20 protein-coding genes and 1 pseudogene are annotated in these 23394 nt (G+C 74.3%); 9 read left to right on the forward strand and 12 right to left on the reverse strand.

The window, feature by feature from the left end; translation table 11 throughout:
- Nucleotides 1-92: 92 nt before the first annotated feature.
- On the reverse strand, nucleotides 93-557 hold the full coding sequence (locus ACOBQU_RS27985) for a hypothetical protein (RefSeq protein WP_423630672.1): 465 nt from the start codon (nucleotides 555-557) through the stop codon (nucleotides 93-95).
- Between the two features lie 71 nt (nucleotides 558-628).
- Here ACOBQU_RS27985 and ACOBQU_RS27990 point away from each other — a divergent pair, with 71 nt between their 5' ends.
- From ACOBQU_RS27990 to ACOBQU_RS28005, 4 genes are read left to right on the forward strand one after another with little or no spacing between them, the layout of a single operon-like run.
- On the forward strand, nucleotides 629-2161 hold the full coding sequence (locus ACOBQU_RS27990) for an APC family permease (RefSeq protein ID WP_423630674.1): 1533 nt from the start codon (nucleotides 629-631) through the stop codon (nucleotides 2159-2161).
- A 13-nt stretch (nucleotides 2162-2174) separates the two neighbouring features.
- Nucleotides 2175-2909, forward strand: a complete 735-nt coding sequence (locus ACOBQU_RS27995) for a DUF998 domain-containing protein (protein ID WP_423630676.1) — start codon at nucleotides 2175-2177, stop codon at nucleotides 2907-2909.
- On the forward strand, nucleotides 2906-3724 hold the full coding sequence (locus tag ACOBQU_RS28000; RefSeq protein WP_423630678.1) for an alpha/beta fold hydrolase: 819 nt from the start codon (nucleotides 2906-2908) through the stop codon (nucleotides 3722-3724). Before ACOBQU_RS27995 ends, ACOBQU_RS28000 begins: the two co-directional genes overlap by 4 nt.
- Nucleotides 3725-3732: 8 nt before the next feature.
- A complete protein-coding gene (locus ACOBQU_RS28005; RefSeq protein ID WP_423630679.1) occupies nucleotides 3733-4164 on the forward strand; it encodes a DUF5990 family protein in 432 nt (143 codons plus the stop codon).
- Nucleotides 4165-4433: 269 nt separating this feature from the next.
- Here ACOBQU_RS28005 and ACOBQU_RS28010 read toward each other — a convergent pair.
- Both ACOBQU_RS28010 and ACOBQU_RS28015 read right to left on the reverse strand, forming a co-directional pair.
- A pseudogene (locus ACOBQU_RS28010) lies at nucleotides 4434-5068 on the reverse strand (DUF305 domain-containing protein).
- Between the two features lie 2 nt (nucleotides 5069-5070).
- On the reverse strand, nucleotides 5071-5745 hold the full coding sequence (locus tag ACOBQU_RS28015) for a DUF3105 domain-containing protein (RefSeq protein WP_423630681.1): 675 nt from the start codon (nucleotides 5743-5745) through the stop codon (nucleotides 5071-5073).
- A 425-nt stretch (nucleotides 5746-6170) separates the two neighbouring features.
- On the opposite strand from ACOBQU_RS28015, the gene ACOBQU_RS28020 reads away from it, so the two are divergent.
- Complete coding sequence (locus ACOBQU_RS28020) at nucleotides 6171-6626, forward strand: RrF2 family transcriptional regulator (RefSeq protein WP_423630683.1); 456 nt, start codon at nucleotides 6171-6173, stop codon at nucleotides 6624-6626.
- Here ACOBQU_RS28020 and ACOBQU_RS28025 read toward each other — a convergent pair.
- Nucleotides 6521-7807 carry a globin domain-containing protein gene (locus tag ACOBQU_RS28025; protein ID WP_423630685.1) on the reverse strand — a complete coding sequence of 429 codons (1287 nt, stop codon included), beginning with the start codon at nucleotides 7805-7807 and terminating at the stop codon, nucleotides 6521-6523. The genes ACOBQU_RS28020 and ACOBQU_RS28025 overlap by 106 nt on opposite strands.
- A gap of 271 nt (nucleotides 7808-8078) precedes the next feature.
- Here ACOBQU_RS28025 and ACOBQU_RS28030 point away from each other — a divergent pair, with 271 nt between their 5' ends.
- Both ACOBQU_RS28030 and aac(3) read left to right on the forward strand, forming a co-directional pair.
- Nucleotides 8079-9440 (forward strand): glutamine synthetase family protein, encoded by a 1362-nt coding sequence (locus ACOBQU_RS28030; protein WP_423634761.1) that lies wholly within the window; start codon nucleotides 8079-8081, stop codon nucleotides 9438-9440.
- A gap of 138 nt (nucleotides 9441-9578) precedes the next feature.
- A complete protein-coding gene (aac(3), locus tag ACOBQU_RS28035) occupies nucleotides 9579-10427 on the forward strand; it encodes an aminoglycoside 3-N-acetyltransferase (RefSeq protein ID WP_423630687.1) in 849 nt (282 codons plus the stop codon).
- A gap of 15 nt (nucleotides 10428-10442) precedes the next feature.
- Here aac(3) and ACOBQU_RS28040 read toward each other — a convergent pair whose 3' ends face one another.
- Nucleotides 10443-10877: a VOC family protein gene (locus ACOBQU_RS28040; protein ID WP_423630689.1), complete on the reverse strand. Its 435-nt coding sequence runs from the start codon at nucleotides 10875-10877 to the stop codon at nucleotides 10443-10445.
- A gap of 228 nt (nucleotides 10878-11105) precedes the next feature.
- Nucleotides 11106-11621, reverse strand: coding sequence for a pyridoxamine 5'-phosphate oxidase family protein (locus ACOBQU_RS28045; protein ID WP_423630691.1), 516 nt, complete (start codon nucleotides 11619-11621; stop codon nucleotides 11106-11108).
- Nucleotides 11622-11759: 138 nt separating this feature from the next.
- Here ACOBQU_RS28045 and ACOBQU_RS28050 point away from each other — a divergent pair, with 138 nt between their 5' ends.
- A complete protein-coding gene (locus ACOBQU_RS28050) occupies nucleotides 11760-14744 on the forward strand; it encodes a bifunctional [glutamine synthetase] adenylyltransferase/[glutamine synthetase]-adenylyl-L-tyrosine phosphorylase (protein ID WP_423630693.1) in 2985 nt (994 codons plus the stop codon).
- 87 nt (nucleotides 14745-14831) lie between these two features.
- Here the strand turns inward: ACOBQU_RS28050 and ACOBQU_RS28055 are convergent, their stop codons facing one another.
- From ACOBQU_RS28055 to ACOBQU_RS28065, 3 genes are all read right to left on the reverse strand, one after another.
- Nucleotides 14832-15665, reverse strand: coding sequence for a phosphatase PAP2 family protein (locus ACOBQU_RS28055; RefSeq protein ID WP_423630695.1), 834 nt, complete (start codon nucleotides 15663-15665; stop codon nucleotides 14832-14834).
- Between the two features lie 75 nt (nucleotides 15666-15740).
- Nucleotides 15741-16772: a LacI family DNA-binding transcriptional regulator gene (locus ACOBQU_RS28060; RefSeq protein WP_423630697.1), complete on the reverse strand. Its 1032-nt coding sequence runs from the start codon at nucleotides 16770-16772 to the stop codon at nucleotides 15741-15743.
- Nucleotides 16773-16797: 25 nt separating this feature from the next.
- Nucleotides 16798-18528, reverse strand: a complete 1731-nt coding sequence (locus ACOBQU_RS28065) for a glycoside hydrolase family 13 protein (protein WP_423630699.1) — start codon at nucleotides 18526-18528, stop codon at nucleotides 16798-16800.
- A 297-nt stretch (nucleotides 18529-18825) separates the two neighbouring features.
- Here ACOBQU_RS28065 and ACOBQU_RS28070 point away from each other — a divergent pair, with 297 nt between their 5' ends.
- The gene (locus ACOBQU_RS28070; protein ID WP_423630700.1) at nucleotides 18826-20541 is read left to right on the forward strand and encodes a SpoIIE family protein phosphatase; all 1716 of its coding nucleotides are present in this window, start codon (nucleotides 18826-18828) and stop codon (nucleotides 20539-20541) included.
- Between the two features lies 1 nt (nucleotide 20542).
- Here the strand turns inward: ACOBQU_RS28070 and ACOBQU_RS28075 are convergent, their stop codons facing one another.
- The 3 genes from ACOBQU_RS28075 to ACOBQU_RS28085 form a co-directional block, all read right to left on the reverse strand.
- Nucleotides 20543-21274: a TetR/AcrR family transcriptional regulator gene (locus ACOBQU_RS28075; RefSeq protein ID WP_423630702.1), complete on the reverse strand. Its 732-nt coding sequence runs from the start codon at nucleotides 21272-21274 to the stop codon at nucleotides 20543-20545.
- A gap of 69 nt (nucleotides 21275-21343) precedes the next feature.
- Complete coding sequence (locus tag ACOBQU_RS28080; RefSeq protein WP_423630704.1) at nucleotides 21344-22429, reverse strand: PDR/VanB family oxidoreductase; 1086 nt, start codon at nucleotides 22427-22429, stop codon at nucleotides 21344-21346.
- Nucleotide 22430: 1 nt separating this feature from the next.
- A complete protein-coding gene (locus ACOBQU_RS28085) occupies nucleotides 22431-23345 on the reverse strand; it encodes a metal-dependent hydrolase (RefSeq protein WP_423630706.1) in 915 nt (304 codons plus the stop codon).
- Nucleotides 23346-23394 lie beyond the last annotated feature (49 nt).

Here is a 23394-nt window from a genome sequence, read left to right on the forward strand (position 1 = left end):
GCTTCGGATACACCGCTCGCCGCCCCGAGGTTCCCCTCCGCGAGGGGGCGGGCGGGCGCGCGCGGGCAGCGCGAAGCAGCGCGTGCGCCGGTCTAGATGCGCAGCACGGACAGACGGGACAGCAGGGCGCGGGGCGGGGGCGGGTTCGGCCGCAGGGCGTCCAGGAGGCCCGTGGGTCCGCGGACGAGGAGGAGGGCCCCGGAGGCCGTGGCCGTCGCCCGGCGCAGCAGGGCGAACGTGAGGGCGGCGCCGAGGACCGCGAGGCAGAGCGAGAGGGGGTCCATGCCGGTGCCGGGCGACGGGGGCGCGGGCTGGTCGGCCGTGGCGGCCTTCCGCTCACCCGCCGGTGCGTGTTCCGGCTCGTCCGCCCGGCCGTTCTCCGGTGCGTGGCGCGGGGCGTGCGCGGCCGTCGCCGTCGCGTGGGAGCCCCCGTGCGCGACCTCGGGCCCGCCCCCGTGCTCCCGGGGATGGCCGAGCGTGTGCATCGTCACGAGGCCGAAGAGGAGCGCGGCGAGCAGCAGGAGCCTGCTCGCGGTCGTCGTCCTCCTCGGGGCCATGGACCGGAGCTTACCCCCGCCCCGTATGGGGCGGATGTGCGGGGCCCGGAGCCATCGTTGATCATTGCCCCATGACGAGAACGGACAGGCCGGGACAGAGCGGACCCGGTGGGGCGGACGGCGGCGCGGTCACGGAGGCCGGTACAGCCACCGCCCAGCGAATAGAGCAGCGCGACACCCAGGGAGCCCGCAGAGCAGTACCCGTACAGAACACCATCTCCTGGGTGACGCTCGCCCTGATGACCACCGCGTCGGTGGCGAGCCTGCGGCCCTCGCCCGCCATGGGCATCTACGGGCTCGCCGCGGTCTTCCTCTACCTGCTGCCCGCCGTCGTCTTCCTGCTGCCCACGGCCCTCGTCGGCGCGGAGCTGGCCTCCGGCTGGACCGGCGGCATCTACCGGTGGGTGAGCGAGGCCCTCGGCAAGCCGCTCGGCTTCGTCGCCGTGTGGTGCCAGTTCGCCATGACCATCGCGTACTACCCGAGCCTGCTCGCGTACGTCGCCTCCACCTTCGCGTACGTCGTCCACCCGAGCCTCGCCGAGGACGGGCTCTACGTAGCGATCGTCATCGTCGTCATCTACTGGGCCGGGGTGTGGGTCACCTCGCGCGGCACCAAGACCGTCGCGGGCCTGTCGTCGCTCGGCCTCGTCGTCGGCACGCTGGTGCCCGGCGTGGTCCTCGTGGCGCTCGGCGTCGTCTTCCTGGGGCAGGGCAACGAGCCCGCCGCGCCCATGACGGCCGACCACTGGCTGCCCCCGTGGACGGGCCTCGCCAGCCTCGTGCTGATCGTCAACAACTTCCTGTCGTACGCGGGCATGGAGATGAACGGCGTCCACGTGTCGTCGCTGCGGCACCCGCGCACCGAGTACCCGCGGTCGATCTTCCTCGCCACCGGCCTGGTGCTGCTGATCTTCATCCTCCCGGCGCTCGCCATCAGCTGGGTGATGCCGTCCGAGGAACTCAGCCTCACCGCCGGTCTGATGCAGGCCTTCCAGGCCTTCTTCGACCACTTCGGCGTCGGCTGGATGACCAAGGTCGTCGGCGTCATGCTGGTCCTCGCGGCGCTCGGCGGCATGCTGACCTGGCTCGCCGGGCCCGCCAAGGGCCTGGTGGCGCTGGCCCGGCAGGAGGGCTATCTGCCGCCGTTCCTGCAACGGACCAACCGGCACGGCGTCCCGCTGAACATCATGGTCGCGCAGGGCGTCGTCACCACCCTGATCGGCGTCCTGTACGCGTTCAGCGACGACGTGTCCAGCGCGTACTGGATGTTCTCCGTGATCACCGTGCAGATCTATCTCATCGCCTACCTGCTGATGTTCGTGGCCGTGGTGCGGCTGCGCAGGACCCAGCCGCAGGTGCGGCGCGGCTTCGTCGTGCCCGCCGTGACGCTGGTCGCGGGGGTCGGCTTCGTCGCCTCGGCCTGCGCCCTCGTCATCGGCTTCGTGCCGCCCGACCAGTTCGGCGACGCGCCCCTGTGGCGCTATCTGCTGATCGTCGGCGGCGGCCTCCTCGTGATCGGTGTCGCGGCGCCCGCCGCGTTCCTCAAGTTCCGCAGACCGGAGTGGATTCACCCTGACCACCACAGCGCGCGCCCAGCCGACTGACCCCCGCCCACCCATGCCGAGGAGGCCCCCGACCGGCACCGCGATCGCCGTGCTCCTCACGTGCGGGGCCCTCGCCTACACCTCCTGGGCCCTGGAGGCCGTCCTGCCGACGGGCCTGTCCCCGCTGCGCGCCTACGTCAGCGAACTCGCCGCGCTCGACCAGCCGTACGGGGCGTTCTTCCGCACGGTGGACGGCGCGGCGGGCCTCCTGGTGTGCGCGGGCGCGGGGGGCGCGCTGCTGTGGCCGCGCGCCGCCGCGCTGCCCGGAGTCCGGCACCCCGGAGTGCTGGCCGTGCTCGGCTGGGCCGGGATCGCCCTCTTCGGAGCGGCCACCGTCGCCGACTCGCGGCTCCCGCTGAGCTGCGCGCCCACCGTGGACGCGGCCTGCGCGGCCCGCGAGGAGGCGGGCCGCGTCCCCTGGGAGCACGCCGCCCACACCGTCAGCAGCGGTGTGGCGGTGACGGGCGCGCTCCTCGGCATGGCGCTGCTCACGGCGGCCGTGCGGGGCGACGCGCCCGGCGCCGCCCGGGTGCGCCGCGTCCTCAGGGCGCTGGTCGCCGTCGAACTCGCCGCCACCGTCTGGACCCTGGCCGCCATCAGCGCCTTCTACGCCGGACACGGCACCTGGGCGCTGGGCGTCGGCCAGCGCCTCCAAGTGCTCACCATCGCGGTGTTCCTCGTGGTGCTCGCCTCTTTGGTGCGGGCGGGCGCCGGGGGCCGCGCGGCGGGCGCGGGGCGCCCGGGGTGAGCGGCCCTCGCTTCGTACGCCTCGACGGGGTGCCGCACCACGTGGAGGTGACCGGGGACGGGCCCGTGTGCGTGCTCAGCGCCGGGCTCGGGCTCGCCTGGTTCGAGTGGGACCCGGTCGTTCCGCACCTCGCGCGGCACCGCACCGTCGTCCGCTTCGACCGGCCGGGCCTCGGCCTCAGCGGGCCCGCGCGCGTGCCGCCCACCCTCTTCGGAGAGGCCGACCGGATCGCCCGCCTCCTGGACGCGGTCGGGCTCGGCGGGCGGCCCGTCACCGTCGTCGGCCACTCCCTCGCCGGGTTCCACGCCGAGGCCTTCGCCCGGCTGCACCCCGGGCGCACCGCCGGGCTCGTCCTGGTCGACTCCAGCGTCGAGGAGCGGCCCCGGGCCCTGCCGGGGCGGGCGGCACGGGTCCGCTGCGCGGGGGCGGCCGCGGCACTGCTCGGCGCCGCCGGGGTGCCGCGGGCCCTGGGGCCCCTCCTCAGGGGCGGCGGCGTGCCGCGCCGTCTGCGCCGGGTGTACGGGTCGAGCCGGGTGTGGCGGGCGGCGCTCGCCGAGTACGTGACGTACGGGGATGCCGCCCGGGAACTCGCCCTCCTCCGGGAGCGGGCGCCGCTGCCCGCCGTGCCCGTCACCGTGCTCGCGGCCTCCCGCACGGGTGCGGGGCGCTGGGTCGGCCGCCAGCGCGCGCTGGCCGGTGCCCTGGGCGCCGACTTCCGCGTGCTCGCGCCCGCGGGGCACCTCGTCATGGCCGAACGGCCGCGTGAGGTCGCCGAGGCCGTCCGCGCCGTCCGTTGTCAGACCCCCGTGCTGTGATGGGGAGCATGACGGATCACCAGCTGACCGTGCGGGTGGTCGGGCGTGACCTGCCCGGGGCCGTGTGCGGGGACTATCGGGATGTTCATGTGGCCGTGCAGCGCGGGAGCGAGCCCGAGGGGCTCGTGAGGGGGGATGCCGACGAGGCGGTGTGGGAGTTCGAGGTGCGGGTCGTGTCCGGGGCGGACGGAGGTGTCGACTTCCGGGGGCCGTATGTGCAGGGGCGGCGGGGTGCGCGGTTCTTCTACCTGACCTGGGGGGAGCTGCCGCCCGGTGGGCGGTTCGCCATGTTCCGGCGGGCCAAGCTGTTCTTCGGGGACCTGCCGGTGGAGGGGGTCGTCGCGGGTGGTGTGGTGGGGGAGCTGGGGTTGACGGACGGGGCGGGGATGCCGGTCTGCGCGGGGGTGCGGCCGCCGGAGGTGGGGTGGCGGGTGGCGTAGGGGTGCCCTCGCGGGGGGCGCCCCAGACCCGCCCCTTCCCGAACCAGGGGGCTCCGCCCCCTGGCACCCCCGTCAATCGGCCTTCGGCCTCGTCCTCAAACGCCGGACGGGCTGGATGGTGCGGGCTGGGCTGGATTCTGCGGGGGCGGCAGGTTTTCAGCCCGTCCGGCGTTTGAGGACGAGCCGCGAAGCGGCAATGAAGCGGGGTGCCAGGGGCGGCAGCCCCTGGTTTCGGTGAAGGGGCGGGCCTGGGGCGCCCCCGCGAGGGATTACTGGCGGTGGCCCCTCGCCTTGAGCATGTCCGTCATCAGTTTCACCTCGGACTCCTGGGACTCCACCATGCCCTCGGCGAGCCGCCGCTCCGCGTCGACCCCGCACCGCTCGACGCACCCCCGCGCCATGTGGATCCCGCCCTTGTGGTGGGTGATCATCAGGCGCAGGTAGGAGACCTCGGCGGCCCGGCCGTTGAGGCGGGCGAGGCGGTTCATCTGGGTGTTCGTCGCCATGCCGGGCATCAGCGCCCCGTCCCCGCCGGACTGCGCGCCGTCCATGCCCATCCACTTCATGGGCGGGTCCTCGGACACCTTCGGCAGCTCCCACAGGTCGAGCCAGCCGAGCATCATGCCGCGCTGGTTGGCCTGGGTCTGGGCGATGTCGTAGGCGAGGCGCCGGACCTCCTCGTTCTTGGTGCGGTCCCGCACGACGTACGACATCTCCACGGCCTGCTGGTGGTGCACGGCCATGTCGCGGGCGAACCCGGCGTCGGCGGAGGAGTTCGGGGGCGTACCCCCGAGCGGTCGCCGGAGCCCGACGAGCCGTCGCCGGAGGCGACCGCGGCCGTGATACCGACCGCGGCGAGCACGGCCCCGGCGACCGCCCCGATCAGCCAGTCGCCGCGCCGCATCATCACTGGCTCTTCCCGTTGGTGCAAGCCGCGCCCGGCTCGGGGGTCTGCTTACCCTGGACGTACTTGGAGAAGAACGCGTTGACCTTCGGGTCGTCGGCGCCGGTCACCGCCCGCTGGTGGCCCCAGGCGGTGAGCAGCAGCGGCTCCTTCTGCTTCTTCACCGGGCTCATCAACGAGTACGGCGTCTTCTTGACCTTCGCCTCAAGCTTCTTCAGGTCGGCGTCCTTCGCCTGGTCGTTGTACGTCACCCAGACCGAGCCGTGCTCCAGGGAGTGCACGGCGTTCTCGTTCGGCAGCTCCTTGTCGTAGACGTCGCCGTTGCAGTTCATCCACACCTGGTTGTGGTTGCCGCCGACCGGGGGCGTCACTGGGTAGTTCACCTTGCCGGTCACGTGGTTGCGGCCCAGCTTCTTGGCGTCCCAGACCTTCTCGCCGTCCTTGGCCCGGGTGAACTCCGCGACGGCCGCGGCGTCCCCCGAGCCCTTGGAGTCCGGGTCGTCGTCCTCCGCCTGGGAGATCAGGAAGTAGCCGCCGATGCCGAGGGCCGCGACGATGACGGCGCTCAGGGTGATGGTGAGCGCGCGGGCGCGGCGCTCGCGGGCGCGTTCCGCGCGCCGCATCTCCTCTATCCGGGCCTTGCGCTCGGCGCTGCTCGTCTTCTTGGCGGAACCCATGGTGTGTCCTTCTGCGAAAACTGCGGGAATTCGGACGGATCGGATGGGTTGAACAGGGGTCGAACAGTGAGCTGAACTGCTGGGCGGTGCGCGTGCGTTGATCGTAGCCGCCGGGCGCTGGGCGCGCGGGCCCTGCGGCAACTCTGCCAAAGAGACGGCGGTCCGGCCCACCGCCGTGCGCTGCCGCCGTGCGCTGCCGCCGTGCGCTGCCGCGGGGGCTCTGCCGCCGGGTGGGCCGGGGTGGCTTCTCGCCGTCGTCCGTCTGTCGCCTCGTCGTGGTTGCTCGCGCAGTTCCTCGCGCCCCTTGGGGTGCTTCTCGTTGTCGTTTGCCCGCAGCGTCGTTGTGGTTCCCCGCGCCCCTTCGGGGCGCCTCCTCGGGCCCCTCGTAATTTGAACCCCGTATGCGCATTCCCTACGCTCGCCGCATGCGGCTGCTGCACTCCACCGATCTGGCGTTGCGTCTGCTCATGCGGCTCGCCGTCGTGGGGGAGGGCGTCGCGCCCACCACCCGTGAGGCCGCCGCCGACATGGCCGTGCCGTACACGCACGCCGCGAAGGTGGTGGCGCGGCTCCAGCGGCTCGGGCTCGTGGTGGCCCGCCGCGGCAGGGGCGGCGGGCTCACGCTGACGGAGGCGGGGCGCACCGCGTCCGTCGGGGCCCTGGTGCGGGAGTTCGAGGGCGCGGGGGACGTCGTGGAGTGCGAGGGCGCGACGCCGTGCCCGCTGCGCTCCGGCTGCCGCCTCAGGGGCGCCCTGCGCCAGGCGCAGGAGGCGTTCTACGCGGCGCTCGACCCGGTCACCATCGACGGCATCGTCGCCTCGCCGACCGGGCCGCTGCTGCTCGGGCTCGCCAGCCACAGGTCGGGGCCGAAGACCTCGTAGTGGATGTCGGCGGGCGCGACCCCCTCGGCCAGGAGCTGGGAGCGCACCGCTTTCATGAACGGCAGCGGGCCGCACAGGTACGCCCGCGTGCCGGGCGCCACCGGCAGCGCCGAGAGGTCCACGAGGCCCGCGCGGACGGCCGGACCGCCCGCCCCCGGAGCCGCGCCGCCCTCCAGGTCCTCGTACCAGAAGTGCGCCGTCGCGTCCGCCAGCGCGGCGGTGTGGGCGAGCTGGTCGGCGCGCAGGGCGTGGGCGGACGGGCAGCGGTCGCCGTGGACGACCGTGACCGGGCCCCGGTGGCCGTCGGTCACGAGCTGGGCGAGCAGCGCGGCCATCGGGGTCACGCCGATGCCCGCGGAGGCGAGCAGCAGGGGCGCGTCCGTGGGCCCGTCGAGGACCAGGTCGCCGTACGCGGGCGAGACCCACAGCCGGTCGCCCGCGCGCACATGCGCGTGCAGGTGGGCGGAGACCTCGCCGTCGGGGGCGGCGCCGGTGCCCCGGACCCGCTTGACGGTGATCTGCCGCACGTCGCCGCCGGGCGCCCCGGAGAGGCTGTACTGGCGGATCTGCCGGGCCCCGTCCGCCAGCTCCACCCGCACCGACACGTACTGGCCCGCGCGGAAGGCGGGCGCGGGGCGGCCGTCGGCCGGGCGCAGCCGGAACGTGGCGACGTCCGGGGTCTCCTCGATCCGCTCGACCACCTCCCACTCGCGCGGCTCGGTGGCGCCCGCCAGGATGCCCCGCTCGGCGTAGAGGCGGCGCTCGATCGCGATGAGGGCGCCCGCCATCAGCCAGTACACCTCGTCCCAGGCCGCCGCGACCTCGGGCGTCACCGCGTCCCCGAGGACCTCGGCGATGGCCGCGGACAGATGGCGGTGGACGACCTTGTACTGGCCGGGGGTGACGCCCAGCGAGGCGTGCTTGTGCGCGATGCGGGCGAGCATCGCGTCGGGCCGCTCGTCGGGGTGGCGCACCAGGTGGGTGGCGAAGGCGGCGAGGGAGCCCGCGAGGGCCTGGCGCTGGGTCCCCGCGGCCTGGTTGCCGCGGTTGAAGAGGTTCCGCAGCAGCTCGGGGTGGGCGGTGAAGAGCCGGTCGTAGAAGCGCGCGGTGATGTCCTCGATGGCCCCGCCGACGGCGGGCAGCGTGGCGCGGACGGTGGCTGCGGAGTGCTCGGACAGCACGGTGCCTCCTCTCGCGGAACCGGTGCCCCGGACCGCTATAACTTGCATCTCGAATGCCACTTTAAAGGCGGGGGTCGGCGCCGCTGTCACCGCCTCCCGGTGACCGTGCAGTATGGGCGTGCGGCACGAGTGCGCGGTACGGGCGCGCGGGTGCGGGCCGGAGCGGCCGCAACGCGCGCGAAACCGTGTGGTGGGATGCTCATGTGCCGGGGCGACGTCCCATGGCTTGGGAGCAGCCGGTTCCGACCAGCAAGGATGGGTGGAAGTCGAGATGGACAAGCAGCAGGAGTTCGTGCTCCGCACTCTGGAGGAGCGCGACATCCGGTTCGTACGCCTGTGGTTCACGGACGTACTCGGCTTCCTGAAGTCGGTCGCGGTCGCCCCCGCCGAGCTGGAGCAGGCCTTCGACGAGGGCATCGGCTTCGACGGCTCCGCCATCGAGGGCTTCGCCCGCGTGTACGAGTCCGACATGATCGCCAAGCCGGACCCGGGCACCTTCCAGGTCCTGCCCTGGCGCGCGGAGGCCCCCGGCACGGCCAGGATGTTCTGCGACATCCTGATGCCGGACGGCTCCCCGTCCTTCGCCGACCCCCGCTACGTCCTCAAGCGCGCCCTCGCCAAGACCTCCGACCTCGGCTTCACCTTCTACACCCACCCCGAGATCGAGTTCTTCCTGCTCAAGGACAAGCCGACCGACGGCTCGCGGCCCACGCCCGCCGACAACAGCGGCTACTTCGACCACACCCCGCAGAACGTGGGCATGGACTTCCGCCGCCAGGCGATCACCATGCTCGAATCCATGGGCATCTCGGTCGAGTTCAGCCACCACGAGGGGGCGCCGGGCCAGCAGGAGATCGACCTGCGCTACGCCGACGCGCTCTCCACCGCCGACAACATCATGACGTTCCGCCTGGTCATGAAGCAGGTCGCCCTGGAGCAGGGCGTGCAGGCCACGTTCATGCCGAAGCCGTTCTCCGAGCACCCGGGCAGCGGCATGCACACGCACCTGTCGCTCTTCGAGGGCGACCGCAACGCGTTCTACGAGTCCGGCGCCGAGTACCAGCTCTCCAAGGTCGGCCGCTCCTTCATCGCGGGCCTGCTGCGGCACGCCGCCGAGATCTCGGCGGTCACCAACCAGTGGGTGAACTCCTACAAGCGCATCTGGGGCGGCTCCGAGCGCACCGCGGGCGCGGGCGGCGAGGCCCCCTCGTACATCTGCTGGGGCCACAACAACCGCTCCGCGCTCATCCGGGTCCCCATGTACAAGCCCGGCAAGATCGGCTCCGCCCGCGTCGAGGTCCGCTCCATCGACTCCGGCGCCAACCCCTACCTGACGTACGCGGTCCTGCTCGCCGCGGGCCTCAAGGGCATCGAGGAGGGCTACGAACTCCCGCCGGGCGCCGACGACGACGTCTGGGCCCTGTCCGACGCCGAGCGCCGCGCCATGGGCATCGAGCCGCTGCCGCAGAACCTGGGCGAGGCGATCTCCCTGATGGAGCGCTCCGAACTGGTCGCGGAGACCCTGGGGGAGCACGTGTACGACTTCTTCCTGCGCAACAAGAAGCAGGAGTGGGAGGAGTACCGCTCCGAGGTCACCGCGTTCGAGCTGCGCAAGAACCTGCCGGTGCTGTAGCCGTGGGCGGGCGCGGCCGGTAAGAGGCGCCGCCGGTCAAGGGGGCCGCCGGAAAGGGCGCCGCCGGGCAAGGAGGCGAAAGGGCGCCGCCCGTAAATGGGTTGCCCGCGCTCCGGGCCCCCTGGGTAGCGTCGCCGCATGGATGAAGAGGCACTCCTGAAGCGCTCCGGCGGGCCCGTGACGCGGGGGCGGCTCGTGCGGGACCTGCGCGCGCTGGGGCTCGCCGACGGGGACGTCGTCATGTTCCACACCGAGATGTCCGCCCTGGGGTACGTCGCGGGCGGGCCGCAGACCGTCATCGGCGCCCTGCGCGAGGCCGTGGGGGAGCGGGGCACCCTGATGGTGACCTGCGGGTGGAACGACGCCCCGCCGTACGAGTGGAGCACCGACTGGCCCGCCGACTGGCAGGCGGCCCTGCGCGCCGAGCTGCCCGCCTTCGACCCGGTCCTCAGCGAGGCCGACCACAACAACGGCCGCCTGCCCGAGGCCCTGCGCCGCTGGCCCGGCGCTGTGCGCAGCCGCCACCCCGACGCCAGCTTCGCGGCCCTCGGCGCCGCCGCCGACGCCCTGATGGCCGACCACCCGTGGGACGACCCGCACGGCCCGGACAGCCCGCTCGCCCGGCTCGTCGCGCACGGCGGGCGGGTGCTGCTGCTCGGCGCCCCGCTGGACTCGATCACGCTGCTGCACCACGCGGAGGCGCTCGCCGACGCCCCGGGCAAGCGGTTCGTGGACTACGAACAGCCGGTCCTGGAGGACGGCGAGCGCGTCTGGCGGCGCTTCCACGACATCGACTCGCAGGACGGCGCCTTCGACTACTCCGCCGTCGTGCCCGAGGGCACCTGGCCGTTCGAGGTCATCGCCCGCGACCTGCTGGCCACGGGCAAGGGCCTGCGCGGGCCCGTCGGCGCCGCCGAGAGCTTCCTGTTCGAGGCCCGGGACGTCGTCGACTTCGGCGTGGCCTGGATGGAGGACAAGCTCCGCTGACCCTGCCCCTGGCGCTCAGCGTTCGGCGAGCGGCGAGGGGGCCTCCTGCACCGCCCAGCTGTTGCCGTCGGGGTCCGCGAAGAAGCAGAAGGAGCTCCACTCCGCCTCGCCCCTGCCGTCCGTCCAGCCCTGCTCGCCCAGGTGGCGCACCGGCGTGACGTCCACGCCGCGCCCGGCCAGCTCGGCGCGCGCCGCCTCGATGTCCGTGACGCACAGCTGGAGCCCGTGCAGCGTCCCGGGCTCCATCGCCGCGTGCCCCGGCGCGGACGGCAGCCCCTGGATCATCGCGATCGAACAGCGCGAGCCCGGCGGCGTGATCTGGATGATGCGCACGCCGGGGGCGACCTCGGCGTCCAGGTCGGCCGTGAAGCCGCACTTCTTCTCGTAGAAGTCCTTGGCCCGGTCGAGGTCGCTGACGGGCAGGGTGATCACTTCGAGTGTGTAGTCCATGAGGGGATCCAAACACGTGTTCGGGTGCGGACGTCGGGGTTCCGCGCAGGTTCCTCGATTCCGCGCGGGAGCCGTACGGAAGGCAGGCGCCCCCACGGAAGGCGCCCGCCCCCACGAAAGGCGCCCGCCCCCACGAAAGGCGGACGCTCCCACGAAAGGCAGGCGCCCCCCCGCGCAGGGCACGCGCCCCCGCGCAGGGCACGCCCCCCTACGCACGAGGGTCGGGCCTCACCCGGCGAACCGCCACCGCGTCTGGCTGTACCGCTCCCCCTTCCCGAAGCCGAACACCGTGCGCGGCGCCACCGCGAACACATACGCGTGCCCCGCGCCGTGGTGGAAGCAGCCGTCCCGCACCTCGTAGTGCCAGAAGCTGCCGTACTTGTCCTCCCAGGCGGCGGCGAGCGCCCGCAGCCGCTCCTCGTCCGCGACCCGCTCCGCCGTGCCCTCGACCACCAGGTCGAAGCCCTTGTCCCACAGGTTCGTGCCGGTGGTCAGGACGGTCTCCGCGTTGCCCGCCAGATTGCGGGCCTTGCGCTCCTTCGGGCCCGTCGCGAAGTGCAGGGCCCCCTCCCACCACACCGCGGGCAGCGGCGTGACGTGCGGGCGGCCCTCGGGCCGCACCGTCGAGATCCAGAACAGCTCGGCCGAGCGCAACAGCTCCAGGGCGTTCGACCACGGGACCGCGGTCGCGCCCTCGCTGCTGTAGCGCGGGTCGAGATCGGTCACGGGTTCCTGGCTCGTCATGACACGCCTTCCTGTTCCTGTCCGTTCCGCGGTCCACTTCCGGGGCGAACCCCTGTACGTCGCACAACGCGCCAGCGCCCGCCAGGACACCCCTGGGTAGGCTCGGGCCCAGGAAACGGGCGAGTGGGAGGCGCGGGCATGACGCTGCCGCAGGGGCGCAGGAGCAGTACGTTCACGCGGCTGCTGCGCCACGGGTTCACCGATCCGTCGGCCGCCGAGCGGCTGCTGGCCGCGCCCGGCCTCGACGCGGTGCGCACCGATCCGGTCCTCCTGGACGCCCTCGGCGCCACCGCCGACCCGGACCTGGCGCTGCACGGCCTCACCCGGCTCGTGGAGGCGCAGGCCGAGGCCGCCGCGCGCCGCGAACTGCTCGACACGCTCATCAGCTCCAAGCCGCTGCGCGACCGGCTGCTCGGCGTCCTCGGCGCCTCCGAGGCCCTCGCCGACCACCTCGCCCGGCACCCCCGCGACTGGCGGGCCCTCGTCACGTACGAGGCCGCCGACCTGCACCCGGGCGTCGAGGACTTCGAGCGCGGCCTCGCCGAGGCCACCGACCCGGTCACGCTGCGCGTCGCCTACCGGCGCTGCCTGCTGGCCATCGCCGCCCGCGACGTGTGCGCCACCACCGACGTCGCCCAGACCGCCGCCGAACTCGCCGACCTCGCCACGGCCACCCTGCGCGCCGCCCTCGCCATGGCCCGCGCCGCCGCGCCCGCCGACGCCGCCCAGTGCCGCCTCGCCGTGATCGCCATGGGCAAGTGCGGCGGCCACGAGCTGAACTACGTCTCCGACGTCGACGTGATCTTCGTGGCGGAGGCCGCCGACGGCGCCGACGAGGGCAAGGCGCTGCGCGCCGCGACCCGCCTCGCCGCGCACCTGATGCGGATCTGCTCCGAGACCACGGTCGAGGGCACGATCTGGCCCGTCGACGCCAACCTGCGCCCCGAGGGCCGCAACGGCCCCCTCGTGCGCACCCTCTCCTCCCACCTCGCCTACTACCAGCGCTGGGCGAAGACCTGGGAGTTCCAGGCGCTGCTCAAGGCCCGGCCCGTCGCGGGCGACACCGACCTCGGCGAGGAGTACGCCGCCGCCGTCGCGCCCCTGGTGTGGCAGGCCGCCGAGCGTGAGAACTTCGTCGCCGACGTGCAGAAGATGCGCCGCCGCGTCGTCGCCAACATCCCCGCGGGCGAGGTCGACCGCGAGCTGAAGCTCGGCCCCGGCGGCCTGCGCGACGTCGAGTTCGCCGTCCAACTGCTCCAGCTGGTGCACGGCCGCGCCGACGCCTCGCTGCGCAGCGCCACCACGCTCGACGCCCTCAAGGCGCTCGCCGCGGGCGGCTACGTGGGCCGCGTCGACGCCGCCCAGCTCGACGACGCCTACCGGTTCCTGCGCTCCCTGGAGCACCGCATCCAGCTGTACCGTCTGCGCCGCACCCACCTGGTGCCCGAGGACGACGCCGACCTGCGCCGCATCGGCCGTTCCCTGGGCATGCGCACCGAGCCCATCACCGAGCTGAACCGCGCCTGGAAGCGGCACACGACCGTCGTCCGCCGCCTGCACGAGAAGCTGTTCTACCGCCCGCTGCTCGACGCCGTCGCCCAACTTGCCCCCGGCGAGTCGCGGTTGAGCACCGACGCGGCCCGCGAACGGCTCGTCGCGCTCGGGTACGCCGACCCGGCCGCCGCCCTGCGCCACCTGGAGGCCCTGGCGTCCGGAGTGACCCGCAAGGCCGCCATCCAGCGCACGCTCCTTCCGGTGCTGCTCGGCTGGTTCGCCGACTCCGCCGACCCCGACGCGGGCCTGCTCGGCTTCCGCAAGGTGTCCGACGCGCTCGGCAAGACCCCCTGGTACCTGCGCCTGCTTCGCGACGAGGGCGCCGCAGCCGAGAACCTGGCCCGCGTCCTTTCCGCCGGACGCCTCGCCCCCGACCTGCTGCTCCGCGCCCCCGAGGCCGTCGCCCTGCTCGGCGACGAGCGCGGCCTCGAACCGCGCGGCCGGGCCCACCTGGAGCAGGAGGTGCTGGCCGCGGTGGGCCGCGCCGACGGCGCCGAGCAGGCCGTGGCCGCGGCCCGCGGCGTGCGCCGCCGCGAGCTGTTCCGCACCACCGCGGCCGACCTCATCGCGTCGTACGACACCGAGGTGCCCGTCGACGCGGGCGCGCTCGTCGACCGGGTCGGGCAGGCCGTGTCCGACCTCACCGCCGCCACGATCGCGGGCGCCCTGCGCGCCGTCGTCCGCGACGGCTGGGGCGACACCCTGCCCACCCGCTTCGCCGTCATCGGCATGGGCCGCTTCGGGGGCCGCGAGCTGGGCTACGGCTCCGACGCCGACGTCCTGTTCGTGCACCAGCCCCGCGAGGGCGTCGACGACCAGGAGGCCACGCGCGCCGCCGCCCAGGTCGTCGCCGAGATGCGCCGCCTGCTCCAGGTGCCGAGCGCCGACCCGCCGCTGCTGATCGACGCCGACCTGCGGCCCGAGGGCAAGAGCGGGCCCCTGGCGCGCACCCTGAAGTCGTACGAGGCCTACTACCGGCGGTGGTCCCTCGTCTGGGAGTCGCAGGCCCTGCTGCGCGCCGAGCCCGTCGCGGGCGACGCCGACCTCGGGCGGGCCTTCCTCGACCTCGTCGACCCGCTGCGGTACCCCGCCGAGGGGCTCGGCGACGACGCCGTCCGCGAGATCCGGCGGCTCAAGGCCCGCATGGAGTCCGAGCGGCTGCCCCGCGGGGCCGACCCCACCCTGCACACCAAGCTCGGCCGCGGCGGGCTCTCCGACGTCGAGTGGACCGTCCAGCTCCTCCAGCTCCAGCACGGGTGGGCGGAGCCCGGCCTGCGGACCACCCGGACCCGTGAGGCCCTGGCCGCGGCCTGCGCCGCCGAGCTGCTGCCCGCCGAGGACGCCGCCGTGCTCGACGAGGCCTGGGTGCTCGCCACGCGGGTCCGCAACGCCGTGATGCTCGTGCGGGGGCGGGCCGGGGACACGTTCCCCTCCGACGGGCGGGAGCTGGCCGCCGTGGGGCGCTACCTGGGGTACGAGGCGGGGCACGTCGGGGACATGCTGGACGACTACCGCCGGGTCACGCGCCGCGCGCGGGGGGTCGTGGAGCAGCGCTTCTACGGGGCGTGAGCCCTCGCGGGGGGCGCCCCGGTCAAACGGCCTTCGGCCTCGTCCTCAAACGCCGGACGGGCTGGAATCCTGCCGTGACCGGCGGCCTCAGGGGATCTGCTGCGGCAGCGTGTACGGAAGGCGGCCGTACCACAGGCGGGCCACCGCGTAGCCGAAGGCGAGGCAGATCATGCCGCCCACGGCGTCCAGCCAGAAGTGGTTGGCGGTGGCGACGATCACGATGAGCGTGGCCGCGGGGTACAGCAGCCCGAGCACCTTCGCCCACGGCACGGAGGCGAGGGCGAAGATCGTGAGCCCGCACCACAGGGACCAGCCGATGTGCATGGACGGCATCGCGGCGTACTGGTTCGACATGCTCTTCAGGTCGCCGGAGGCCATGGACCCCCATGTGTTGTGCACGATGACCGTGTCGATGAAGTCACCGCCGGGCATCAGCCGCGGCGGCGCCAGCGGATACAGGTAGTAACCGAGCAGGGCCACCGCCGTGGTCGCGAAGAGGACCAGGCGCGTGGCCGCGTACCGGCCGGGATGACTGCGGTACAGCCACACCAGGACACCCAGCGTGACGACGAAGTGCAGCGTCGCGTAGTAGTAGTTCATGCCGACGATGAGCCATGTCACGGAATCGACGGCGTGGTTGACGGAGCGCTCCACGGCGATGCCGAGGGTGTGCTCGACGTCCCAGATCCAGTCCGCGTTGCGCAGCGCCTCGGACTTCTGCTCCGGCACGGCGTTGCGGATCAGCGAGTACGTCCAGTAACTCACCGCGATCAGCAGGATCTCGAACCACAGCCGGGGCCTGCGGGGCGTGCGCAGCCGCCGGAGGAGATTCCGCCCCTCGCGGTCGTCTCCCTCGCCCGCGATGGGTGATGTGGTGGGCCGTTGGCGGCCTTCCAGTGTCGTCACAGTCATCTCACCCATAGGGACAGAGTCTGCCAGATACCCACCTCCCCTCAGATCATCCCCCCGATGGGTTCCCGCCGCATTCCCTACGCCTCAGGGACGAGGCCCGCGCGGAGACGCCGCGGTCGATCCCCGTACCACCAGCTCCGGCATGAAGACGAACTCGCTCTGCGGCGCGGGCGTCCCGCCGATCTCCTCCAGGAGGGTCCGCACGGCGGCCTGGCCCATCGCGGGCACCGGCTTGCGGACCGTGGTCAGCGGCGGATCGGTGAACGCGATGAGCACCGAGTCGTCGAAGCCGACCACGGACACCTCGTCGGGCACGCCCAGACCCCGCTCGCGGGCGGCCCGCACCGCGCCGAGCGCCATCATGTCGCTGGCGCACACGACGGCGGTGCAGCCCCGGTCGAGCAGCGCGGACGCCGCCGCCTGCCCGCCTTCGAGCGTGTACAGGGAGTGCTGGACCAGCTCCGCCTCGACCGCCTCCGCGGGGAGCCCGAAGCGCTCCCGCATGGTGCGGGTGAACCCCTCGATCTTGCGCTGGACGGGCACGAAGCGGCGCGGCCCGAGCGCCAGGCCGATGCGGGTGTGGCCGAGCGAGGCGAGGTGGGTGACCGCGAGCCGCGTCGCCGCCCGGTCGTCGGGCGAGATGAACGGCGCCCGCACGTGCGGCGAGAAGCCGTCGACGAGGACGAACGGCACCCCCTGGGCGCGCAGGGACGCGTAGCGGCCCATGTCCGCCGTGGTGTCCGCGTGCAGCCCGGAGACGAAGATGATCCCGGCGACGCCCCGGTCCACCAGCATCTCCGTCAGCTCGTCCTCCGTGGAGCCGCCCGGGGTCTGCGTGGCGAGCACCGGCGTATACCCCTGCCGGGTCAGGGCCTGCCCGATGACCTGGGCGAGCGCGGGGAAGATCGGGTTGTCCAGCTCCGGTGTGATCAGGCCCACGAGGCCCGCGCTGCGCTGACGCAGCTTGACGGGCCTCTCGTAGCCGAGGACGTCGAGCGCGGCGAGCACGGACTGGCGGGTGGCCGCAGCGACGCCCGGCCTGCCGTTCAGGACCCGGCTCACGGTCGCCTCGCTGACCCCCGCCTGGGCTGCGATGTCGGCCAGTCGCGCGGTCACGGGACGGGACTGTACCGGTCGTCCCTCACCCTGCCCACCAGACCGTCGCGTCCGGCGGCAGGACGGCGGTGGCCGCGGCGCCGGTCCCGGACCCGCCTCCGTCGCCGGAGCCGCCGTCGGTGCCGCCGGTCAACTCGGCCCCGGTGCCGTGCGGATGGACGCTGGACAGCAGCACCTCGCCGGGCGTGGGCAGCGCCACCGGACGGCCGGTGAGGTTCACGGTCACCACCACGGACCGGCCGCCCGCCGCCTCCCTGCGGAACGCGAGCACGCCCTCCGGTGCCGTGAGCCACGTCACGGACTCGCCCGCCCCGAGCGCCGGATGCTCCCGGCGCACGGCGAGCGCCGCCCGGTACAGCGCGAGCGTCGAGTCCGGGTCGGCCTCCTGTGCCTCGACGGTGAGGTCCCGCCACCCCTCGGGCTGCGGCAGCCAGCTCGGCCCGCCCTCCACCGGGCCGAAGCCGAACGGCGGCCGCGTCCCCGACCACGGCAGCGGCACCCGGCACCCGTCGCGCCTGCCCTCCTGCCCCGAGCCGCCGCCCTGCGCCGCGCCCCGGAAGAACGCCGGGTCCTGACGCACCTCGTCGGGCAGGTCCACGACCTCGGGCAGCCCCAGCTCCTCGCCCTGGTAGAGGTACGCCGAGCCGGGCAGCGCCAGCATCAGCAGCGTCGCCGCGCGCGCCCGGCGCAGCCCGCGCGCCGGGTCGCCGTCGGCGAGGCGCGTGGTGTGCCGCACCACGTCGTGGTTGGACAGCACCCAGGTCGCGGGCGCGCCCACGGCGTTCACTGCGGCCAGGGAGCGGTCGATGACCGCGCGCAGCGCCCCGGCGTCCCAACCCGTGGTCAGATAGGCGAAGTTGAAGGCCTGGTGCAGCTCGTCGGGGCGCAGGTACAGGGCGCTGCGCTCCACCGTCGGCGTCCAGGCCTCGGCGACGGCGACGCGCTCGCCGTCGTAGGAGTCGAGCAGGGCGCGCCAGTCCCGGTAGATCGCGTGCACGCCGTCCTGGTCGAAGTACGGCACGGGGTGCGCGCCCAGCAGCCTGACCTGCTCGCCGTGGCCGACGTCGGGCATGCCGGGCGCCTTGACCAGGCCGTGCGCCACGTCCACGCGGAAGCCGTCGACGCCCAGGTCCAGCCAGAACCGCAGGATCGAGCGGAACTCCTCGTGCACGGCCGGGTGGTCCCAGTTGAAGTCGGGCTGCTCCGGGGCGAACAGGTGCAGGTACCACTCGCCGTCGTCCACGCGGGTCCAGGCGGGCCCGCCGAACACCGACTCCCAGTCGTTGGGCGGCAGTTCACCGCCCGCGCCCCGGCCGGGCCGGAAGTGGAAGCGTTCCCGCAGCGGCGACCCCGGCCCCTCGGCGAGGGCCTGGCGGAACCACGCGTGCTGGTGCGAGCAGTGGTTGGGCACGATGTCGACGATCACCCGCAGGCCCAGGCCGTGCGCGGCGCGGATCAGGTCGTCGGCGTCGGAGAGCGTGCCGAACACCGGGTCGACCGCCCGGTAGTCGGCGACGTCGTACCCCGCGTCGGCCTGCGGGGACGCGTAGAACGGGGAGAGCCACACGGCGTCCACGCCGAGCCCGCGCAGATGCGGCAGGCGGGCCGTGACGCCCGGCAGGTCGCCCATGCCGTCGCCGTCGGAGTCGGCGAAGCTGCGCGGATAGACCTGGTAGATGACCGCGTCGCGCCACCAGTCGGTGCGCGCGGGCGCGGTCTCGATGCCGTCGGCGACGTCGGTGCTGTGCTGGGTCATTCCAGTCCCTTGCCGGTACGAGGGGGCCGTTCCGCGGCGCGGCGCGGCGAGCCGGACGCCTTGGTGAACGCGCGGCGGTGCGCGGGGGTCACGAGCGGCCCCGCACTCCGGCCCCGCGGCCCCGGCGGAGCGCGGATCTTATCGGCAACTCGCCGCCGTACGAGGGCGCTTGGCAGGGATGCACCGCTGCGGGACATGACCACGCCGTGTGCTCCCCCCAGGTGTGCTAGAGCGCTAGCGTGGACGGGCGAGCCAAGGGGCCCGCCATCACCGAGCCGGGTCCTGGGGGCTGTCCACGTGGGCGTGAAAGACAACGAAGGGGAGCAGGCCGGACCGGACACCACGGTCCTGGTCGTCGACGACGCGGCCGCGAGCCGGTACGCCATGGGCGCCGTCCTGCGCCGCGCCGGACACCGGGTCCTCCTGGCCGGGAGCGCCGGTGAGGCCCTGAGCGAACTCGATGTGCGGCTGCACGCGGGCGAACTGCCCGACGTGGCGCTCGTCGACGTCGGCCTGCCCGACATGAGCGGCTACGACCTGTGCCGCCGCCTGAAGGAGTCACCGGTCACCGCGGCCCTGCCGGTCGTCCACTTCTCCGCCGTCGCGCACGGCACGGCCGACCGGTGCCGGGGCCTGGACGCGGGCGCCGAGGCGTATCTGGCGGTGCCCGCGGAGCCCGAGGAGATCCAGGCGGTGGTGCGCGCCGCCGCGCGCGGCGCCCGCCGCCGCTCGGCCGCCACCACCCGCGCGGGCCGCCTCACGCTGCTCGCCGAGGCCGTCCTCGACGTGCAGTCGGCGGGCTGCCTGGACGAGCTGGTGGAGACGGCGGCGGTGCACACGGCGCGGCTCGCGGGCGCGCCCGCCGCGGCCTTCGTCCTCGGTGACGAGGGCGCCGTCCACCGGGGCCTGTCCCGGCGCCGGGCGCCCGCGGCCCGGCCCGGCGCGGACGCCGACGAGGAGGTGGCCGACCTGATGCTCCGCCTGATGTCCGGCAGGACCGGCGTGTGCAGCAGGGTGGTCCCGGCGCCGGTGTGGCCGCCCGGCTTCCTCGGCCCCGGGCGCGGCGTCCCGGCCGGGGTGTGGGCGCCGGGGGAGCAGCGGCTCGCCAACGGCGCGGCGCACGGCCTGCCGGGGGACGGCGGCGCCCTGCTCGCCCTGGCCCGCACCCGCGAGGAGTACGCCCCGGTGTGCCTGGCCACCGCCGCGCACGCCCGGCACGGCGCCGCCGACCTGGAGCGCCTGGCCCACGCCACGGCCCGCGTCGCCGAGCAGCTGCTGATGTACGAGAAGGAGCGCCACGTCGCGCTCACCCTCCAGCGCAGCTTCCTGCCGACCCGCCTGCCGCGCACGCCCGGCGCGGAGATCGCCGTCCGCTACGAACCGGCCTCGCCGCAGGCGGAGATCGGCGGCGACTTCTACGCCGCCCTGAACACGCCCGCCGGGGTGCTCACCGGCATCGGCGACGTCGCGGGCCACTCGCTGGAAGCGGCCACGGTGATGGTGGAGCTGCGCCACGCGCTGCGCGCCTACTGCGCCGAGGACCCGGACCCCGGCACCCTCGCCCGCCGCCTGGACCGGATGCTCCAGCGCTACCACCCCGAGACCACGGCCACGCTGTGCCTGGCGCTGGTCGACCCGCCCTCGGGCCGCGCCCGCGTCGCGAACGCGGGCCACATCCCGCCCCTGGTGGTGCGGGAGGCGGGCTCGGCCGCGTACGTGCGGGCCGCGGGGCCGCTGCTCGGCCTCGGCCTGGACCGGCCGCTGCCCGCGACGGTCCGGCTGCGGCCGCACGACCGGCTCCTGATGGTCACCGACGGCCTGATCGAGACGCGCGGCACGGACCTCGCGGTGTCGATGGAGCACCTGCGCGCGGCCGCGGCCGGGGCCCCGCCGGGCGTGACGGCGCTGTGCGACACGCTCTTCGAGTGCTTCGGCCGGGAACGCGACGACGACATCGCGGTGCTCGCCCTGAGCCTCACCGACGCGCCCTCCTCGAACGGCGCCGCGCCCTGACCTACGGGGTCGCGGCCGACGGCGCCCCGATCGACGGCGGGGCCAGCGCGGCGAGCCGGGTCAGCAGGTCCGCGAACGGGCCGTCGGACGGCTCGTCGGCGAGGACCCGGCCGAGCAGCGCCGCCATCTCGTCGTCGTACGCGGCGCTGACGGCCGCCAACGCCGCGAAGTCGTGCACGAGTTGGAGCTCCAGCTCGGCGCGCGGGATGCGGCGGCCGTCCAGCCAGATCAGCGCCGTGGACTCGGCGAGCGAGATCCACGAGCGCACCACCAGTTCGAGCCGGGCGGGCGGCTTCGTGATGCCGAGGTGCGCGAGGATCTGGTCGTACGCCGCCTGCCGCACCGAGTCGATCAGCGCGTTCGTCGTCGACGACGACGTCGAGCCGATGGCGGGGCCGCCGCGCATCAGGGCGGAGAAGCCGGGCCCGTGCTCGTCGACGAAGCCGAGGAACCGGCCCGTCACCCGCAGCAGCCGCGCCCCCAGCGGCCCCTCGTGCGGCTCGGTGAACCGCTCGGCCAGGTCGTCGGCGGCCCGCTTCAGGGCCGCCTCGTACAGGCTGAGCTTGCCGGGGAAGTAGTGGTAGACGAGCGGGCGCGAGATGCCCGCCGCCGACGCTATCTCGTCGATGGAGACGTCGTCGGGAGAGCGGTGGCTGAACAGTTCGAGCGCGACCCCGATCAGCTGCTGCCGCCGCTCTTCGACGCCCATCCTGCGGCGCATCCCGGTAGACATGCGAACACTCTACCGATTCGATCAGGCGATGAACGGACGCCCCCGCTCCGCCTGTTCGCTCGCCGGGGGCTAGAGGTCGAGCACGAGCCGGGTGCCGTGCGCGCGGGACACGCAGATCAGCAGGGAGTCGGCGCGCTCGGCGTCGGTCAGCAGCTCGTCGCGGTGGTCGACCTCCCCTTCCAGGACGCGCTGTCGGCAGGTGCCGCAGAAGCCCTGCGCGCACGAGTACGGGGTGTCGGGCAGCGCCTCGCGGACGGCCGCCAGGACCGTGGTGTCCGCCGCCACGGCCACCGTGCGCCCGCTGCGCCGCAGTTCGACCTCGAAGGCCGCCTCGCCGCCCGCCGAGACGCGGGGCGCGAACCGCTCCAGGTGCAGCGCGCAGCCCGCGGGCAGCGCGTCGGCGACGGCGTCCATGAGCCCCTCGGGCCCGCACGCGTACACGGCGGTGCCGGGCGCGGCGTCGGCGAGGAAGCCCGCGACGTCCGGCCGCCCGCTCTCGTCCGCACTGACCACGGTCAGGTGCCCGCCGCCCCCGTCCAGCTCCTCCAACTCCTTCAGGAACGGCAGCGAGGCCCGGGTGCGCCCGCAGTACAGCAGCCGCCACGCGCCGCCCGCCGCCGCCACCGCGCGCACCATCGGCAGCACCGGGGTGATCCCGATGCCGCCCGCGACGAACACGTACGCGGCGGCGCCCCGGGCCAGCGGGAAGCGGTTGCGCGGCCCGCGCACCTCGACCTCGTCGCCCTCGCGCAGCCCCTCGTGCACCTCCCGCGACCCGCCCCTGCCGCCCTGGTCGGCGGTGATGAGCCGGGTGGCGACGGTGTACGACGACGTGTCCTCGGGGTCACCGCACAGCGAGTACTGCCGCACGAGCCCCGACGGCAGCACCAGGTCCAGGTGCGCCCCGGGCTCCCACGGCGGCAGCCGCTCGCCCTCCAGGCGCAGTCGTACGACGCCGTCGGCGATCGCCTCGTGCCGGGCGACGCGCAGCCTCAGCGCCCGCGAGCGCGGGCGCCCGGAGATCGGCTCGTCCAGGGCGGGCAGCGGCCACAGCGGCGAGCCCTCGACGCGGCGGCGCAGCGCGTGCCGCGTGCGTCGGGCGAGCAGCGCGGCGCCGGTGACGAACAGGGCGGTCCTGACCGGGCTCGGCGGCATCTCAGGCGGCTCCGTTCGCGCGGGCCTCGGCGGCCCGTGCCGCGGGGGAGGAGGCGAGGTAGGCGACGGCCTGCGCGGTGCTGCCCTCCTGGGAGGGGTGGTAGGCGCGGCTCAGGTAGCGGGGGATGGAGCGGAGCATCGCGCCGGTGCCCGGCAGCGTGCCCGCGCGCCCGGCGCGGTGGAAGTCGCGGAACGTGGCCCTGCCGCCGACGAGCGTCGGATCGTTCTCCATGAAGAAGCGGGCGCCGCGCTGCCACAGGAACACCAGGGCCGTGAACGCCGTCGCCCAGGTCCGCACCCGGCGCCGGTAGCAGCCGTCGACGTGCTCGAACAGGTCGAAGGCCACCGAGCGGTGCTCGACCTCCTCCGCGCCGTGCCAGCGCAGCAGGTCCAGCATGGTCGGGTCGGCGCCGCGGCGGTCCAGCTCGCGCGCGTTGAGCACCCAGTCGCCGAGGAACGCCGTGTAGTGCTCGATCGCCGCGATCAGCGCGACGCGCTCCATCAGCCACCAGTGCCGGGCCCGGCCGGGCGGCAGGGTGCGGTCGCCGAGCAGCTTCTCGAAGAGCCAGTCGACCTGCGCGGTGTACGGGGTGGGGTCCAGGCCCTGCTCCCGCAGGTGCGGCAGCACTTCGTCGTGCGCCTGGGAGTGCATGGCCTCCTGGCCGATGAACCCGAGGACGTCCTCGCGCAGGCGCTCGTCGCGGATGTGCGGCAGCACCTGCTTGTACACGTGCACGAACCAGCGCTCCCCCGCGGGTAGGAGGAGGTGCAGGACGTTGATGGTGTGCGTGGAGAAGGGGTCTCCCGGGAGCCAGTGGAGGGGGGTGTCCTCCCAGGAGAAGGAGACGTTGCGGGCCTTGAGCGGTATGTGCTCGGAGGCGACGGGCTGGGGGCGCCGGGCCTTCGTGTTAGACATGGCGTCAATGTACGCGTGGGTAGGGCGCGGGTACAGGGGCCGTTCACGG

It is taken from the genome of Streptomyces sp. G45 (genome assembly GCF_049542095.1).
GTDB lineage: Bacteria > Actinomycetota > Actinomycetes > Streptomycetales > Streptomycetaceae > Streptomyces.